This window comes from Pirellulales bacterium (genome assembly GCA_033762255.1).
GTDB lineage: Bacteria > Planctomycetota > Planctomycetia > Pirellulales > JALHPA01 > JANRLT01.
In genome coordinates this window covers 36290-52050 of record JANRLT010000040.1, presented here as the reverse complement: position 1 = coordinate 52050, position 15761 = coordinate 36290, and the positions used below count along the sequence as shown (strand labels likewise).

The following is a 15761-nucleotide window of genomic DNA, read 5'->3' as shown; positions in this document are numbered from 1 at the left end:
CATTACCAGGGGTACAATAATCAAACAACATATCCTATTCCCCGGCCAAAAAGCCGCGGATCCGCGCATGCCCGCCATGGTTTCTGTTCCTGTCAATCGGTTGGGACGATTTGATACTGAACGATCTGATATTCACTCGCTCATCAGAGGAACCTGTGTGGAAACAAGTGGCCGAAAGGAGCAAAATCCCTGCTTTATTCGCATTTGCCAGAAATTTTATTCACATCCAGCAACCAAGTGAAGAAAAATAATAATATTTACACAACCCACATCAAATCAAAATTTTCCGCGGTATTTTGGCGGTTTGCAGAACAAGAATTCTTCCCAATCACCCTAGCTTAACGCCACGCGCAGCCCGTCAAAAGCCAGTTCCATCCCGTCGGGCAGTTCCGCGCTGACGTGTTCATGGTCAATCTCGTGTCCCATGTGGGTAAAGATGGTCCGGCGGGCACCTAAGCGCTGCGCCATGTCAATGGCTTCTTGCAGGCTAAAGTGCGATACATGCGGCCGGGGACGAAGCGCGTCCAAAATCAGCACATCCAGATCGGCTAGTAACTCTTGGCTTTCCGCGGGTATGCCGTTGGTGTCGGTGCAATACGCCACATTTCCAAAGCGAAAACCCAGCACCTCAAACCGTCCATGTCGCAGTCGCAGCGGCACCACCCGCGTCCCCAGGACATCAAAAGGGGCCAGCTCCACGCGGCGAAAATCCAATGTCGGCACGCCACCGGCGTAATTTTTGGACTCGGGGGCAAAGGCATAATCAAAGCTCTTGCGCAGGCGAGCTTCCACCTGTTCCTCGCAATAAACGGGTATCGCCCCCCCCAGGTAAAACGAAAATACCCGCACATCATCCAGGCCCATGACATGGTCGGCATGATCGTGGGTGTACAAAATCGCGTGGGCGACGCCGATTCGCTCCCTTAATAGCTGCTGCCGCAGATCGGGCGTGGTGTCCACCAAAAGCGTCCCCCCGGGCAAGCCCAGGGCGATGCTGCTACGGAGCCGCTGGTTACGGGGATGAGCGCTAGCGCACACCGGGCAACCGCAACCAATGCAGGGGACGCCGACCGAAGTGCCAGTCCCCAAAAAGACCAGTTGTCCCGTTAAGTCGGCGGATAAATAAGCGGCGTGGGACAACAGCCAAATCCCGGTGAAAGTCAGAAATGCCGAATCGTTACTTCACAAAAAGCACCGAAGTCAACAAAACAAGTTTTCGGCAATTCTTTGATCCCTTTGTTTACTTTGTTCAAAATGCAATTGAACAGGAGGTAGCGAAGGTAGCAGAGAAGAGATTTGTATTTCCTCCGCTCTCGCTGCTTACTCCTGTTCAAAAATGAAATGCGTGCTCGTTTTGCGCTTTACTTCTTTAAATAGCGCTGCGCCATTTCATCCAAGGAGACCGGCTTGATTTTATCCGCGTTCCCCGCCTGGCCAAATTGGACCATTCGCTCGGCGCAGATTTTCTTCATGGCGTCGCGGGCCGGTTTGAGGTAATCCCGAGGGTCGAATTTATCGGGATGCGACCACAGCACCTGGCGAATCGCGCCGGTAATGGCCATGCGATTGTCGGTGTCGACATTGATTTTACGCACACCGTGTTTAATGCCGCGCTGGATTTCCTCCACCGGCACGCCCCAGGTCTGCGGCATTTTACCGCCGAATTTGTTAATGATATCCTGCAGCTCTTGCGGCACGCTGGACGAGCCATGCATGACCAAGTGGCAGTTCGGCAGGCGGCGGTGGATTTCCTCGATGCGCTTCATGGCCAGGACTTCACCGTCGGGCTTGCGGGTAAATTTGTAAGCGCCGTGGCTGGTGCCGATGGCCACAGCCAGCGCGTCCACGCCGGTATCCCGCACAAAACGCTCCGCCTCGTCGGGGTCGGTTAGCAATTGATCGTGGCTTAGTTTACCCACCGCGCCATGGCCGTCCTCTTGTTCCCCTTCGCCATGCTCCAGCGATCCCAGACAGCCCAACTCTCCTTCCACGCTGACGCCGCGGGCGTGGGCCAGCTTGACCACCTCGGCGGTGACTTTCACGTTGTAATCGTAATCCGCGGGGCTTTTGCCATCCTCGGCCAACGATCCGTCCATCATCACGCTGGTAAAGCCGTTCTCGATGGCGCTCAGGCAGGTCTGGGGACTGTTGCCATGATCCTGGTGCATGGCAATGGGAATCTTGGGGTATAACTCGGCGGCGGCCAACATCAGGTGCCGAAGGTAGTTATCCTGCGAATAACCGCGGGCCCCGCGGGACGCCTGCACGATTACCGGCGAGTTGGTTTCCTTGGCCGCTTCCATGATGGATTGTATCTGTTCCATATTGTTGACATTGAACGCCGCCAAACCATAACCATGCTCGGCCGCGTGATCCAACAAAATGCGCATCGGCACCAAGGGCATAACACCACTCCTGCAAGGGAAAAACCGCGAAAAACAAACTTTGGCCACATCCCGGCCGCCCTGGCCAAAAATCGTATTCTATGCGGAAATAGGCGGGCACAACAGGGGGCGAAAATCCCTAAAAATGCATGCCGTGGACCCGGCCAGATCACTCATCCGTCGATTGCAGTAACGGATCAAGTTTGTTTTGGGCAAGACGAATGGCCAGTACCTTTGGCTCGGTCTCTCCCTGGACCTGATGGCCTAGAAAATAATGCCCCAGACTTCCCGGCCGATCGGGCACGGGGGCGATCACCAGCATCTGGCCCGGCAAAAGCTGCGCGGAGATGGACAAATGCTCTAAAGTCAGCCGGGGCTTGCGAATTTCCTGGCGAATGATGCCTTCCTCGCCTACCCAGTGTTGCCTAGCAACCCCATGCTGGATTTCCGGCAAAAGCCGCACTCTTACTCCACGATTCACGGCGGATTGCAACTGCAACCGCCAAACACCCCGCGCTTGGGTGAGGGATTGGCCCTCAATCCGACCTTGATTATTGTACAACAGCGGCCAAGTCGCGTGCTCTCCACCCGCCTGCACTTCCGCCGATTGACCAGGAATCAAATGCAGCGTGTTCCGCCGCACACAAGGCTCGCTCCCCAGGGCCATCGCCGCCACCGCGGCGGTTGGCGCATCAGTCGGGGGAGAGGCCTCTGTTTTTTCCGCTGACAGGGTTCCCCCATTATCCGCTAGCGGGATTTCATCAATCAATTCGGCAGGAGATTGAGGGGGTTCACCGGGGGCCTCTGTGGAATTTGCTGTATCGCCAACAAATTCCCCAAGTTCGTCGCTGGTAAGCGGCTGGGTTTGCTGGGCCAATAACTTTGCCAGCACGGGATTTGGCGTGCCAGTCACCACGCCGGCCCGCAGTCCATTGGCGGCCAATTGACGGCGGGTTTCGTCTGACAAGGCAAATTCGTCGACTCCTTGCCACATTTCGGCGGCGGCGGCGGTACTAACGCGGGGAGAACGAATACTGTAAATTTCCAGCGCGGATTGCCCCTCCGCCAGTTCAAACGATTTGAGAGGGGAACGTCCGGTCGGCGCGACCCAATTTAGCCGGCAACCCGCCAGCGCGCAACAGGCCAATCCCGCGCCTAACAGATGCAAAAAATGGCAAATTGCCCGCCAACGCATGCCACCCATCCTTGAGTAGGCTCATACCATAGTTGAGCTATAAGAGGCTTCTCACCCAATTGACTGAGTTCCACGCCGCGACATGTGCCGCGTCCCGCGTTGAATAAAAATTGAATATGCCGATCGCCAAGAATATCCCCGTGCGAAGCCAGGGTCAATCCGAACTTATGGCCTCTTCACCCAAGAAATCCCTCGGGCTAGAAAAACAAAAATAGAAGTAACTGGGGCCGCCTGTCCCAGACACCAAGAAATCCACCCGTTCCAGCCCGGCAATACTGGAAACGGGGAATGCAAAAATGCTAGCAATAACCGCGACAAACTAAGTTAACCGGGGACGGCAAAAAAACATCAATATAATAACTATGCCTCGATCTCCGGAGCGGTCGCCACAGCAGCCGACTGGCCCACAAATTCCAGCAAAACGCGCTGGCCGGCATCTCCCAGGCGGGGCTTGGCCAATTTGAGGATGCGGGTGTAACCACCGGGACGGCTAAGAAAGCGCGGGGCAACTTGGTCAAAGCAAAGCCGCATGGCTTCTTTGTTGCCTAGCAGGGTGGCGACGCGGCGACGAGCCTCGACATGGGGTGCGATGGCCTGCGTCCACTTGGTCCAATCGGGGCTTTTGCGCCAGGATTTGTACGCCTCGCCGCGACGGTCGATTTCGCCGTCGGCATTAGTCGGCGGACCAAACGGGCGGGCCGCCTCCAGCGACTCTTGCGAACGAATCGCCAGGGTGATGCATCGCTCGACCACGGGGCGGACTTCCTTGGCCTTGGGCAGGGTGGTGATGATCCGACCGGCGACTTTGGGTTTCCCTTCTGTCCCTTCTTCGTAGAGTTTTTCGGTCAGGAACAGAGCGCTGGCCAGGTTCTTCAGCAAGGCGCGCTGATGGCTGGGGGAACGACCTAAAACCCGGCCTTTACGACGATGACGCATAACCCACACTCACAATTTGTCAAGCGCCGCGCGGCGGTGGCAACCGCCGCGCTGGCAATGATGGAAATAAATGCCTGCCAAAAACTGGCCACGAAATAAAAACGCTGCTGCTAACGAAGGATCCTGGCCGGGGGGCTAAACCGCCGCCACCGCCGCTGGCAACCGCATGCCCAGGCGTAGACCCAACTCCGCGAGTTTATCACGGACTTCGCGGAGGGTAGTCTCGCCAAAGTTGCGAACTTCCAGCAGTTGGTCCTCGTTACGGACGACCAAGTCGCGCACGGTGTTGATATTCTCGCTTTCCAGGCAATTGGTGGCCCGGACGGAAAGCTTTAGTTCGGCCAGACTCATGTTCAGCTTGGCCTCGATGGAGGGATCCAAACCACCCCCCCCGGCCGAGCGGGCGGTCGTGGTCACGCGTGGTCCCAGTTCATTGTACTGGACAAATGGATTTAAGTGCTTGCGAAGGATTTTTGCCGCTTCGACCAGCGCCATCTCCGGGTGGAGCGAGCCATTGGTCCAGATTTCTAAGGTCAGCTTGTCGTAGTTGGTCTTTTGGCCGACGCGGGTTTCCTCAATATCATAACGAACGCGGGTAACCGGGCTGTACACGGCGTCCACCGGGATGATCCCGATTTCCTGCACGTTGGCGCTGTGTTCCGTCGCGGGGATATAGCCCCGGCCGTTTTCAATCACCATTTCCACCTCAAATTTGACGTCTTCGGTCAAGGTGGCAATCACATGGTTCTTGTTAATGACCTCAACCGTGTCGTCGGTCACGATGTCGGCACCGGTCACCAGGCCCCGCTTGGACTTTTCAATGCGAATGACTTTTGTCGAATCCGTGTGATTCTTGATGACGAGCGACTTGATGTTGAGGACGACATCGGTCATGTCCTCCACCACGCCCGGCAGCGTGCTAAATTCGTGCTGCGCGCCCAAAATCTTAATCTGGGTCACAGCGCTCCCCTCCAGGCTGGAAAGGAGAATGCGCCGCAAGCTGTTGCCAATGGTCACGCCAAATCCACGTTCAAACGGCTCCGCCACGAACTTGCCGTAAGTGGGGGTCAGCGTGCGGTAATCGCACGTAACATTACTGGGAAGTTCAAAACCGCGCCAACGAATATGCATGGATTACAACTCCTAAAAAAACCTTTGCCCCGCGGGGCAAAAATTTTTACATGAAACACAGGCATCGTCGAGCGGAGCGGGCATCACCTTGCGCGCTCCCATAAGACCTCGACACCCGCATACACAATTGTTCGGGGGGCAACCGCCACGCGGCGGGGCCACAATTATTCTTGTTTAACTGGATTACTTGGAGCACAACTCGATAATCAAGTTGGCCTGGACCGGTATGGAGACGTCATCCGCGGCGGGCAGGCGGTTCACCCGGCCTTCTGGAATGCCTCCTTCGATCCGGCTTAAAAAGTCAGGCACGCCATGCGTGTTCTCCGCCAGGATGCCGGTCACCGCCTGCAGGCTCTTGACGCGGTTTTTTACCCGGATAACGTCCCCCATCTTGACCAGATAACTGGGAATATCCAACCGGTGGCCGTTAACCGTGATATGACCGTGCACAATCAACTGCCGGGCCTGCGCCCGGGATTGGGCAAAGCCCAGTCGATGCACGATGTTATCTAACCGCCGTTCCAGCAGACTCATGAGGGCTTCGCCGGTGTTTCCCTTGCCCCGGTTCGCCCGGTCAAAGTAGCCGCGAAATTGCCGCTCTAGCACGCCATAATAATGCTTAACCTTTTGCTTTTCGCGCAGGTGCAACCCATAGTCGGTCAGTTTGCCGCGCTTGGTGTTGTGCATCCCCGGCGGCACATCCCGCCGTTCAAACGCGCACTTCGGCGTATCGCAACGGGTGCCTTTTAAAAACAACTTCATGCCGTCACGGCGGCACAAGCGACAAACGGGTCCAGTGGTACGGGCCATAACCGCTCTGATTAACGAAAAAAGCAAAAAGGGACAATCAAGCCAATTAAATTCATCCAGCCGAAAATCATCTACCAACAAGCGTAATTACACCCGCCGCTTTTTCGGGGGGCGGCAGCCATTATGCGGCAGCGGGGTAACATCCTCGATACTCTTGATCGACATACCGGCGGCCTGCAACGCGGTGATCGCGCTTTCACGACCGGCGCCCGGTCCCTTCACCCGCACTTCAATCTCTTTCACGCCAAATTTGCTGGCCTTTTCGGCACATTGCTGGGCGGCGCATTGACCGGCATAAGGAGTGCTTTTGCGGCTTCCCTTAAAACCGGTGGTCCCCGCGCTTGACCAACACAGGGCGTCCCCCTTGGTATCGGTAATGGTCACCGTGGTGTTATTAAATGTCGCCTTGATATGCGCAATTCCGGCGGAAACATTGCGGCGGATTTTCTTGCGCTTATTAGCCTGCGAACTTGCTTGACTTTGCTTTGCCACGAATCAACTCTCCCCTACAAAAAAATTTCGCCCAACAACACCCACAGCTAAACCAACCGACTTTGCCGTAACCGACCCAGCTAAAAAATCGAACACCCGACCAGGGCACAAAAATCACCCCGCCCCGTTCAACCTACTTTAGATCCTTGACACCCTTCTTGCCCGCCACGGTTTTCTTTGGCCCTTTGCGGGTGCGAGCGTTGGTACGGGTCCGTTGGCCCCGAACTGGCAAATTACGTTTGTGCCGGGTGCCGCGGTAACAACCGATGTCCTTTAGTCGCTGGACATTCTGCTGCGTTACCCGCCGCAGTTGCCCTTCTACCGTGTAATCCTTGTCTAACAACGTGGCGATTCGCGCGACTTCCGCCTCGGTCATATCCCGGGCATTTGCCTGCGGATCCACGCCCGCTTTTTGACATAATTCACGCGCGATGACCGGTCCCACGCCATACAAATACTGCAGCGAGAAAACCGTGGGCTTGTCCGCCGGAATGTCCACACCCATCAAACGAGGCATCAGTTCACCGCTAAAAAACCAAAAAATGAATGTTTAAACGCCGGGATGCATGACCCAGCCAACAACTAGCGTGGCTCGGCGCCCGACCAATCCACACCAAAAAAAACACCGCCATCACAAAAATGGCTGGCTCAAAAATTTGGAGTCACAAAAACAACCGGTTTTAACCCTGACGCTGCTTATGGCGGGGGTTGCTGCAAACCACAAACACCACTCCCCGGCGACGGACAATCTTGCAGGCGTCGCAAATCCGCTTGATGCTAGCTCGAACTTTCATGACTCACACCCACGATTTATTCAAAAAAATTGGAAGAAAGTTAGTATATCGGGGTCTGGCCCCCCCTAGCAAGGCCCCGCCCGGTGACTTTTTTTGTTAAAATTGGGATTATTCGATGACCGGTAATTGATATTGGGCAAATTCTTCCGGTTGGGGGGCGGCGGTGAGGACCCAGGGACCATTTTCGGTGATGGCCACGGTATGTTCAAAATGCGCGCTCGGGCGGCCATCTTGAGTCGTCTGTGTCCATTGATCCGGGTGGGCTTTGACTTTTTTGCTTCCCATATTGACCATCGGTTCCACGGCGATGACCAGGCCCGGCTCTAGTTTGAAATCATGATTGCGGCGAAACGCGGTATTTACAAAGTTAGGAACCTGAGGCTCTTCGTGCATTCCCCGACCAATGCCATGCCCGACAAAATTTTCCACCACGCTATAGCCGGCGGAGCGGACAAAGATGGCCATTTGCTCGGCGACTTCGCCCCAATACTTTTTTTTGCCCATGAGATCGATTGCCAGATTTAAGCAACCCAGGGTCACATCCAGCAGGCGTTGGGTCTCGGGGTGGACTTTGCCCACGGCGTGGGTCAGGGCGGAGTCAGCGCACCAACCGTTGAGCCGACACCCCGTATCAATGCTGACAATGTCCCCCTCGACCAGGGGCTTGTTTTTAGGAATGCCGTGCACAACCTCGTCGTTAAGGGAAATGCAACAGACGGCGGGAAAGGGAATTTTTCCCGGCACCCCCTTAAACAGGGGAATGGCCTGGTGTTTGGCAAAATAGCGTTCCACCGCCTGGTCGATTTCCAGCGTGGTCGCGCCGGGCTTGACCATTCGTTTGATGATTTGATGCGCGCCCCAGTTGACAATTCCCGCGCGGCGCATGAGCGAAAGTTCCCGCGCGGATTTGAGGCTGGGAAGTTGTGTCGATTTTTCCGTGCTGCGTCGCATTACCGCGTTTCACCCGCAAAATTTAATGCCTGGATAAAATATCCACCCGCCACGCCTTACCGCCCGTTCATTATACGATTAATTCGGCTGGATGCGGTGCCGCTCGAGCGCGGCCCGAATCCGCTCAAAAACCTCGTCGGTGGTGCCGATGCCGTTGATCGTCTCTAATAAACCCCGTTGTCGATAGTAATCTAAAAGGGGCTCGGTCCGCTCGCGATAGGTGTGAAATCGCTGGCGAATCACCGCTGGTTCATCATCCACCCGACCCCGCCCCGCCAAACGCTGGATTAATACTTCTTCGTTCACCCGCAATTCCAAAACCACATGCAGGGGAATTTGATGTCCCAGCAAATATTCGTCCAAGGCCTGCGCCTGGCCCAGCGTGCGGGGGAATCCATCCAACAGGCACCCCACCCGGCAATCAGGCTGATCCAGCCGCTGCCCCACCAATTTGATCATGATGGGGTCGGGGACCAAATGCCCCTCGTTCATGTATTTTTCGGCCAGGAGCCCCTCGGGGGTATGCAGTCGGACGGCCTCCCGCAGAAGATCTCCGGTGGAGACATGCGGGATTCCCAGATAGCGGAGCAAACGCTGGGATTGCGTTCCTTTGCCCGCGCCCGGTGGTCCGATAAAAATCACCCTCATGTCCGTGTCGCTCGCGCACGTGATTTGGTGGCGAAAAAAAACGCGGCGATCCCGCGAAAATTCCGTGTTCCGCCGCCACGGTGGGCCAAACGCAAATGCGCGTCCCCGATCCGGGACGCAGCCCCTGTGGTTCAGCCAAATTCACCCGTTCTACTCCGCCACCTACCACCCGCCGCCTCTCTCGTAAATTATTGCAAAAGTCCGCGATAGTTCCTCATCACCAAATGGCTGTCTATCTTTTGCACCAAATCAAACGCGACACTGACCGCAATCAACAGGCTGGTCCCGCCATAAAACACCGTGATTTGCGACGGCAAGTCAATAATGCTCCCCAACACCAAGGGCAAAATCGCCACCAACGCCAAAAAACCCGCCCCAATATAGGTGATCCGCACCATGACTTTTTCCAGATAACTGGCCGTGGGTGTCCCCGGGCGGTGTCCGGGGATAAAGGCCCCCATGTTTTTCAAATTATCCGCGATATCCTTGGGATTAAAACTGATCGCGGTCCAAAAGAAGCAAAAGAAAAAGATCAAACCCACGAAGATCGTCATGTAGGTCAGCGAATGCTGGTCATTGAGGGCATTAGCCAGGGAGCTGACCACCCCCTGCCCTTTAAAGAAGTTCGCGATCGAGGTAAAGAAGAACTGCGGAAACAGCAACAAACTGCTGGCAAAGATGATCGGCATCACCCCCGATTGATTCACCTTTAAGGGGAGATATTCCTTGGTTCCGCCGTAGACTTTGTTTCCTTTGACATGCTTGGCGCTGTGCGTGGGAATCCGCCGCTGGCCCAGGGTCATCATGATAACCCCCAACACCACCGCGTAAAATAGACCCAGCAACAAGATGATGTACTCTACCCCGTAGCGTCCATCCCCCGAGCCACCCAACTCCAGCGTAAAACGGTCGCTCGAGTTGTACATGGCTCCGGGCAATTCCGACAAAATGTTCGCCATGATCAGCAGACTAATTCCATTGCCGATGCCATATTCGTCGATTTGTTCCCCCAACCACATTAAAAACACCGTTCCGGTGGTCATGATCAACACACAGATGATTTGCCAGTACCAGATCATGCCGCTCTGCAGATTTTTGGGATCATTCAGAAACTCCGGCAAGACGGAGCCATTGCCCGAGGAATAGCCCAGGATCAAGTAGCTTTGAATCAGGGCCAACGCCACGGTTAATAAACGCGTGTACTGATTGATTTTCTTGCGCCCCGCTTCGCCTTCTTTTTGCAATGCCTCAAGCGGGGGATAAAAGGTGGCCATCAGTTGTAAAATGATCGAAGCCGAAATGTACGGCATGATCCCCAGACCAAAAATCGTGGCCCCCTGCAAATTGGTCGCGCTAAAGATCGCGACGGTGCGCATGACGTTGGCTAGCCCATCGCCGCTTTGTCCCGCCAGATCCCGCAAAGCCTGCTGGTTAAAAACCGGCAACGGCACTTGCCAACCAATCCGATAAACGGCCAGCAGCGCCAACGTCAAAAAGATCTTGTTGCGCAGTTCCGGAATAGTAAAGACAACCCGCAGTTTTTCTAACATATATCGTCCCTGGTGATGCGGTAGAGGCAAAATCGGCAATCCCTGACGGCAACTGTCTGTGTCAGGAATCCGCTGCGCGCTCTCCAGCCTGAATTATAAGGGAATCGGGGAAAAATTTCACACCCACAAAAAATTAGCCACAGTTTGCGGCTGTGGCCAGAGCGATCAGTGAAATTCCCCGTTGTCCGGACACTTACCGGCAAAATTTGACACCCATTGTCTGTCAAACTATCAACCGCCCACATCCCAACCGCCGCCAAACCCCAGCCCACAAGCGAAATGACACGGCGTTTACCCGGGTAAAAACCCCATTTCATCAACAATACAGCTTTAGATTACGATTTTTGCTTGTTTTTTACCACTGGGGCTGGTCCCGGTAGCTCCACGATCTCGCCCCCCGCCTGGGAGATCTTCTCCCGGGCCGCCGCGCTGTATTTATGGGCGTAGAATTTTAACTTTTTGGTCAGATTGCCTTGGGACAAAATCTTTAAAAAGTCAAACCGGCCATTCGCCAGCCCCTTCGCCTTGAGCGTGGCGATGGTGACTTCCTCGCCCGTTTCAAACAGCTTTTCGATGGAACCCAGATTTACGGCAAAAACCTCGCGGGCCCACTGGTTGTTAAAACCGCGTTTGGGAATACGGCGAACCAGGGGGCTGCTCGAGCCGCTTTCAAAGACCACGGATTGTTTCCAGCCGGAAATTTGCCCCTGGCCCTTATGACCGCGTCCAGAGGTTTTTCCATGACCCGAACCAGGACCGCGACCGATCCGTTTGCGGTTTTTGTATTTGCGAATGCCTTGATTGACGTCGTGAATATTCATGACAGTGTGACTCCCCGCAGACGTTCCACTTCGGAGCGCGTGCGTAATTGGGCCAAAGCCCGCATGGTGGCTTTGACCAGATTCATGGCGTTGGTGGAACCGTAACACTTGCTCAGGACGTCGTGAATGCCGACCGCCTCGCAAACGGCGCGAACCGCCGCGCCGGCGATAATTCCGGTACCGGGACTGGCGGGCAATAATACGACCTTGGAAGTGCCATATTTGCCGGTAACCGTGTGGGGAATGGTATTATCGGCCAAGGGAACGGACTTCATATTTTTTGTGGCGTCCTTGGTCGCCTTGTCCACGCTGGGGGGGACTTCGTTTGCCTTGCCATAGCCCTGCCCCACGCGGCCACGGCCATCGCCGACCACGACCATGCCGGCAAAGCTGAACCGCCGGCCCCCTTTGACCACGGTGGCGCAACGGCGAATGGCAATGATCTTGTCGGTCAATTCGCCGCGATTGGATGATTCGTTAGCCACAATCAATTCTCACAGTTGAACCTAGGAAAGGCGAAAAACTTCAATTAAAACTGCAAGCCCCCCTCGCGGGCGGCATCGGCCAGGGCGGCAATCCGCCCATGATATTTGAATTCCCGTCGATCAAAGCAAACCTCGGTCACACCCGCCGCCAACGCCCGTTCGGCCAATACCTTGCCCACCGCCTGGGCGGCACCGACATTTCCCCCTTTGGCAACCATCCCCTTGATCCCCTCGTCTAGGGTGCTGGCCGAAGCCAACGTCCGACCCTGGGCATCATCAATCACCTGGGCGTACATATGCTTTAAAGAGCGAAACACGCACAGGCGCGGGCGCGAAGATACACGGTGTACCTTATTGCTGATCCGGCGGCGGCGGCGGAGTTTTTGGGTGGATTTGCGGCTTTTGTGATACATGACGGATACTCGCGGCGTGTTGTGTACAAACCCGCGGGGGGTTTGGCGAAACACAAAAAATAACAAACGGTAGGCGGACAACGCCACCCGTAAAATCAAACCAGGGGCGGCATGCGCGGGTGGCGGACCAAGCCGCGCCCACCCAAAAAAATGACTACTTGGTAACGGCCTTGCCAGCCTTGCGGCGGACTTGTTCCCCTTCGTAACGAATTCCCTTTCCCTTGTAGGGTTCGGGTTTGCGTTGCGAGCGGACTTCGGCGGCAAATTGACCCACTTTTTGTTTATCAATCCCCTTGATCACCACATGCGTCTGGTCGGGGCAGGTGACTTTTAGGTCGGGGGGAATCGGCATCTGGATTTCATTGGCATAGCCGACCCGCAATTGCAGGGTGTTCTTTTGGATGGCGGCCAAATAACCGACACCCACAATTTCCAGCTTTTTCTCGTAACCTTTGCTAACACCTTCGACCATATTTTTAATGAGCGCGCGTGTCAGACCGTGGACGGACCGACCCAGGCGCGATTCATCCACCCGGCCGATGACGACTTTTTTACCCCCGTCCTCCAGGGTAATTGTGGCCAAGGGGTGAAACGTTTCGGACAGTTTTCCCTGGGGGCCTTCGACGTTGACGCGCAGACCTTCCACGGCGACCTTAACGCCAGCGGGAACGGTAACCGGGATTTTTCCGATGCGGGACATGACAACCAGCCTTTGGAAAACTCGAAATAAAAAATCACCACTAAACCGCGGAATCAACCAGCGCTAACAACCCCGCGGGCAAACCGATAAAGGCGGCAATTTGGTCCAGGGGAAGGGATTACCGCGGAACACCGACCGTGCTAAGTCGCGCCGCCAGCGATTACCACAATTCGCACAAGACCTCGCCCCCCAGCTTTTGTTGGCGGGCTTCGCGGTCGCTAACCACTCCCTTGCTGGTGCTCAGGATGGTTATGCCTAATCCATTCAAAATCGGCTTTAACGCGGCGGAACGGCTAAACACGCGCCGCCCCGGTTTGCTGACCCGTTTGATATGGCGGATCACCCGCTCCCCGTTGGGGCCGTATTTTAACTCCAGCCGCAATTGATTGACCGGCTGGGATTCCAACTCTTGCCAATCCCAAATAAATCCCTCGCGCTTCAGCACTTCGGCCAAGCCGCGCTTTACCGAGGAAACAGGCATTTCCACAATGGGCCGTTCAATGCGGACCGCATTGCGAATCCGCGTTAACATATCGGCGATCGGATCAGTCATCATGGGTTATGGGTTCCTTTACCAACTCGCCTTGCGGACGCCGGGAATTAAGCCTTGGTCAGCCAATTTACGAAAACAGATCCGGCACAGGCCGAATTTGCGATATACCGCCCGCGAACGGCCACAGTTCAGGCAACGGCGATTCAGCCGCGACGAGAATTTGGGTTTTCGCTGGGATTTGACAATCTTGGAAGTGCTTGCCATGAATTCCACCAAGGACATTAAAGTAACAACAACCCGCCGCCGATCGCGACAACGGGATTACAGCGGCTCAACGCCACACAACAGTGGCTAGCTGGTCCGCCGAAAAACCAGGCGACTAAGCCTTTGCCGAGCCTTTCTTGCCGGTATTTTCATCCGTCTTAAACGGTAGCCCCATCTCACGCAGCAATTCGCGGGATTCCTCATCCGAACTGCCGGAAATGCATATCGTGATATTCATCCCCTGGGGACGGGTGTATTTATCAGGATTAAGCTCGGGAAACACCAACTGCTCGCTCAAGCCCAGGCTGTAATTTCCCCGACCGTCAAACGCGTTCTTGGGCAGACCGCGAAAGTCGCGCACACGGGGCAACGCCAGCGAAAACAGGCGATCCAAAAACTCGTACATGCGAAGTCCCCGCAGGGTCACCTTGCACCCGATGGGGAGGTTTTCTCTTAATTTAAAGCCCGAAATCGAATGCCGACTGGTGGTAACCAGCGGCTTTTGGCCGGTGATTTGGGTCATCGCCGCCACCGCTTCTTCCAGGTGCTTCTTTTCGACTGTCGCGCTTCCCACGCCCATGTTGACCACCACCTTTTGAACCTTGGGCAGATTCATGGGATTGGTACGGCCGAATTTTTTGGACAATTCGGGCAGGATGCGGGTTTTATATTGTTCCAGCAGGCGCGGGGTGGGAGGGGGTCCCTCGGCGACGGCGGCTGCGGGCGCGGCTTTGGTTTTTTTGGCCATGGTCGTACTCGACATCAACTTAAGTTCGGACAAATCAAATTTCGGCGGTTCTCAATCAGGCAACCCGACGCGTCCGCCAAGACGCAGCTCGAGCCGAACAAGGGATTACTTTTTCGCGACGGGCGTTTTCTTTTTGGAAATGACGCCAATATCGGCTTTGCACTTTTTACAAAAGCGCGATTTCATGCCATCATCCGCGATCCTGACACCGGTGCGGGAGGCTTGATTGCAGCGCGGACAAACCAGCATGACATTGCTGATGGACACGGGCATTTCTTTTTCCAGGCGGCCGCCGCGAGGGTTTTGCCGGCTTCGTTTCATGTGCTTGAAAACCACATTGACCTGTTCCACCAGGACCAATTCGCGGTCTTTGTACACCTTGAGCACTTTGCCGGTGGTGCCTTGGTCATTGCCCGCCAAAATTTTAACCAAATCATTAACTTTGATATGCATCACACCACCTCGCTGGCCAGGCTGACAATCTTCATGAAATTGCGATCACGCAGTTCCTTGGCCACAGCTCCAAAGATGCGGGTGCCGCGGGGATTTTTGTCGTTATCGATCAGTACCACGGCGTTGTTATCAAACCGCACATAACTGCCGTCGGTACGGCGGGTCGGCTTGCGACAACGAACCACGACGGCCTTGACAACGGCCTTTTTCTTGACATCGCTGCCGGGGATCACCGTCTTGACGCTGCAAATAATGACGTCCCCCAGGCTGGCGGTGCGGCGTTTGCTGCCCCCCAAAACCTTAAAGCACATCACTTCTTTCGCGCCCGTATTGTCCGCCACGGTTAAGCGGGTCTGCATTTGAATCATGATTTACTGTCCTTCACCTGCCATGCATGGCCACAAAAGCCAAATGTCGCAAAAGCCAATTGTCACCGCACCTGCCCACGCCAATTTTCGCCTTATGTCGTTCCGCACTTCCGCCAAAGTCGTGG

22 protein-coding genes are annotated in these 15761 nt (G+C 55.3%); all 22 read right to left on the bottom strand.

The window, feature by feature from the left end:
- Window positions 1–333: 333 nt before the first annotated feature.
- The 22 genes from SFX18_11395 to rplN all read right to left on the bottom strand — a co-directional run bounded on the left by SFX18_11395 (window position 334) and on the right by rplN (window position 15636).
- Window positions 334–1140 carry an MBL fold metallo-hydrolase gene (locus SFX18_11395; GenBank protein MDX1963751.1) on the bottom strand — a complete coding sequence of 269 codons (807 nt, stop codon included), beginning with the start codon at window positions 1138–1140 and terminating at the stop codon, window positions 334–336.
- 221 nt (window positions 1141–1361) lie between these two features.
- Complete coding sequence (fba, locus tag SFX18_11390; protein ID MDX1963750.1) at window positions 1362–2405, bottom strand: class II fructose-bisphosphate aldolase; 1044 nt, start codon at window positions 2403–2405, stop codon at window positions 1362–1364.
- Window positions 2406–2553: 148 nt separating this feature from the next.
- A complete protein-coding gene (locus SFX18_11385; GenBank protein ID MDX1963749.1) occupies window positions 2554–3579 on the bottom strand; it encodes a hypothetical protein in 1026 nt (341 codons plus the stop codon).
- Between the two features lie 360 nt (window positions 3580–3939).
- Window positions 3940–4515: a L17 family ribosomal protein gene (locus tag SFX18_11380; GenBank protein ID MDX1963748.1), complete on the bottom strand. Its 576-nt coding sequence runs from the start codon at window positions 4513–4515 to the stop codon at window positions 3940–3942.
- Window positions 4485–4607 carry a hypothetical protein gene (locus SFX18_11375; GenBank protein MDX1963747.1) on the bottom strand — a complete coding sequence of 41 codons (123 nt, stop codon included), beginning with the start codon at window positions 4605–4607 and terminating at the stop codon, window positions 4485–4487. Before SFX18_11375 ends, SFX18_11380 begins: the two co-directional genes overlap by 31 nt.
- 43 nt (window positions 4608–4650) lie before the next feature.
- Window positions 4651–5646, bottom strand: a complete 996-nt coding sequence (locus SFX18_11370; protein ID MDX1963746.1) for a DNA-directed RNA polymerase subunit alpha — start codon at window positions 5644–5646, stop codon at window positions 4651–4653.
- A gap of 183 nt (window positions 5647–5829) precedes the next feature.
- Window positions 5830–6456: a 30S ribosomal protein S4 gene (gene rpsD / locus SFX18_11365; GenBank protein MDX1963745.1), complete on the bottom strand. Its 627-nt coding sequence runs from the start codon at window positions 6454–6456 to the stop codon at window positions 5830–5832.
- 87 nt (window positions 6457–6543) lie between these two features.
- Window positions 6544–6948 (bottom strand): 30S ribosomal protein S11, encoded by a 405-nt coding sequence (gene rpsK / locus SFX18_11360; protein MDX1963744.1) that lies wholly within the window; start codon window positions 6946–6948, stop codon window positions 6544–6546.
- Between the two features lie 133 nt (window positions 6949–7081).
- The gene (gene rpsM, locus SFX18_11355) at window positions 7082–7465 is read right to left on the bottom strand and encodes a 30S ribosomal protein S13 (GenBank protein ID MDX1963743.1); all 384 of its coding nucleotides are present in this window, start codon (window positions 7463–7465) and stop codon (window positions 7082–7084) included.
- 163 nt (window positions 7466–7628) lie between these two features.
- Window positions 7629–7742: a 50S ribosomal protein L36 gene (gene rpmJ, locus SFX18_11350; GenBank protein MDX1963742.1), complete on the bottom strand. Its 114-nt coding sequence runs from the start codon at window positions 7740–7742 to the stop codon at window positions 7629–7631.
- A 108-nt stretch (window positions 7743–7850) separates the two neighbouring features.
- On the bottom strand, window positions 7851–8693 hold the full coding sequence (map, locus tag SFX18_11345) for a type I methionyl aminopeptidase (protein ID MDX1963741.1): 843 nt from the start codon (window positions 8691–8693) through the stop codon (window positions 7851–7853).
- Between the two features lie 78 nt (window positions 8694–8771).
- Window positions 8772–9341 carry an adenylate kinase gene (locus SFX18_11340; protein MDX1963740.1) on the bottom strand — a complete coding sequence of 190 codons (570 nt, stop codon included), beginning with the start codon at window positions 9339–9341 and terminating at the stop codon, window positions 8772–8774.
- Between the two features lie 188 nt (window positions 9342–9529).
- Window positions 9530–10891 (bottom strand): preprotein translocase subunit SecY, encoded by a 1362-nt coding sequence (secY, locus tag SFX18_11335; GenBank protein MDX1963739.1) that lies wholly within the window; start codon window positions 10889–10891, stop codon window positions 9530–9532.
- Between the two features lie 335 nt (window positions 10892–11226).
- Window positions 11227–11712, bottom strand: a complete 486-nt coding sequence (gene rplO, locus SFX18_11330) for a 50S ribosomal protein L15 (protein ID MDX1963738.1) — start codon at window positions 11710–11712, stop codon at window positions 11227–11229.
- Entirely contained in the window at window positions 11709–12197 is a 489-nt protein-coding gene (gene rpsE / locus SFX18_11325) for a 30S ribosomal protein S5 (GenBank protein MDX1963737.1), read from the bottom strand. The genes rplO and rpsE overlap by 4 nt, the downstream gene beginning before the upstream one ends.
- 44 nt (window positions 12198–12241) lie before the next feature.
- Window positions 12242–12610 carry a 50S ribosomal protein L18 gene (rplR, locus tag SFX18_11320; protein MDX1963736.1) on the bottom strand — a complete coding sequence of 123 codons (369 nt, stop codon included), beginning with the start codon at window positions 12608–12610 and terminating at the stop codon, window positions 12242–12244.
- 154 nt (window positions 12611–12764) lie between these two features.
- Window positions 12765–13310 (bottom strand): 50S ribosomal protein L6, encoded by a 546-nt coding sequence (rplF, locus tag SFX18_11315; protein ID MDX1963735.1) that lies wholly within the window; start codon window positions 13308–13310, stop codon window positions 12765–12767.
- Between the two features lie 160 nt (window positions 13311–13470).
- Window positions 13471–13866, bottom strand: coding sequence for a 30S ribosomal protein S8 (rpsH, locus tag SFX18_11310; GenBank protein MDX1963734.1), 396 nt, complete (start codon window positions 13864–13866; stop codon window positions 13471–13473).
- A 15-nt stretch (window positions 13867–13881) separates the two neighbouring features.
- Complete coding sequence (locus tag SFX18_11305) at window positions 13882–14067, bottom strand: type Z 30S ribosomal protein S14 (protein ID MDX1963733.1); 186 nt, start codon at window positions 14065–14067, stop codon at window positions 13882–13884.
- Window positions 14068–14182: 115 nt separating this feature from the next.
- On the bottom strand, window positions 14183–14815 hold the full coding sequence (gene rplE, locus SFX18_11300) for a 50S ribosomal protein L5 (protein MDX1963732.1): 633 nt from the start codon (window positions 14813–14815) through the stop codon (window positions 14183–14185).
- Window positions 14816–14920: 105 nt separating this feature from the next.
- Window positions 14921–15268 carry a 50S ribosomal protein L24 gene (rplX, locus tag SFX18_11295; GenBank protein ID MDX1963731.1) on the bottom strand — a complete coding sequence of 116 codons (348 nt, stop codon included), beginning with the start codon at window positions 15266–15268 and terminating at the stop codon, window positions 14921–14923.
- Window positions 15268–15636, bottom strand: coding sequence for a 50S ribosomal protein L14 (gene rplN / locus SFX18_11290; protein ID MDX1963730.1), 369 nt, complete (start codon window positions 15634–15636; stop codon window positions 15268–15270). Before rplN ends, rplX begins: the two co-directional genes overlap by 1 nt.
- Window positions 15637–15761 lie beyond the last annotated feature (125 nt).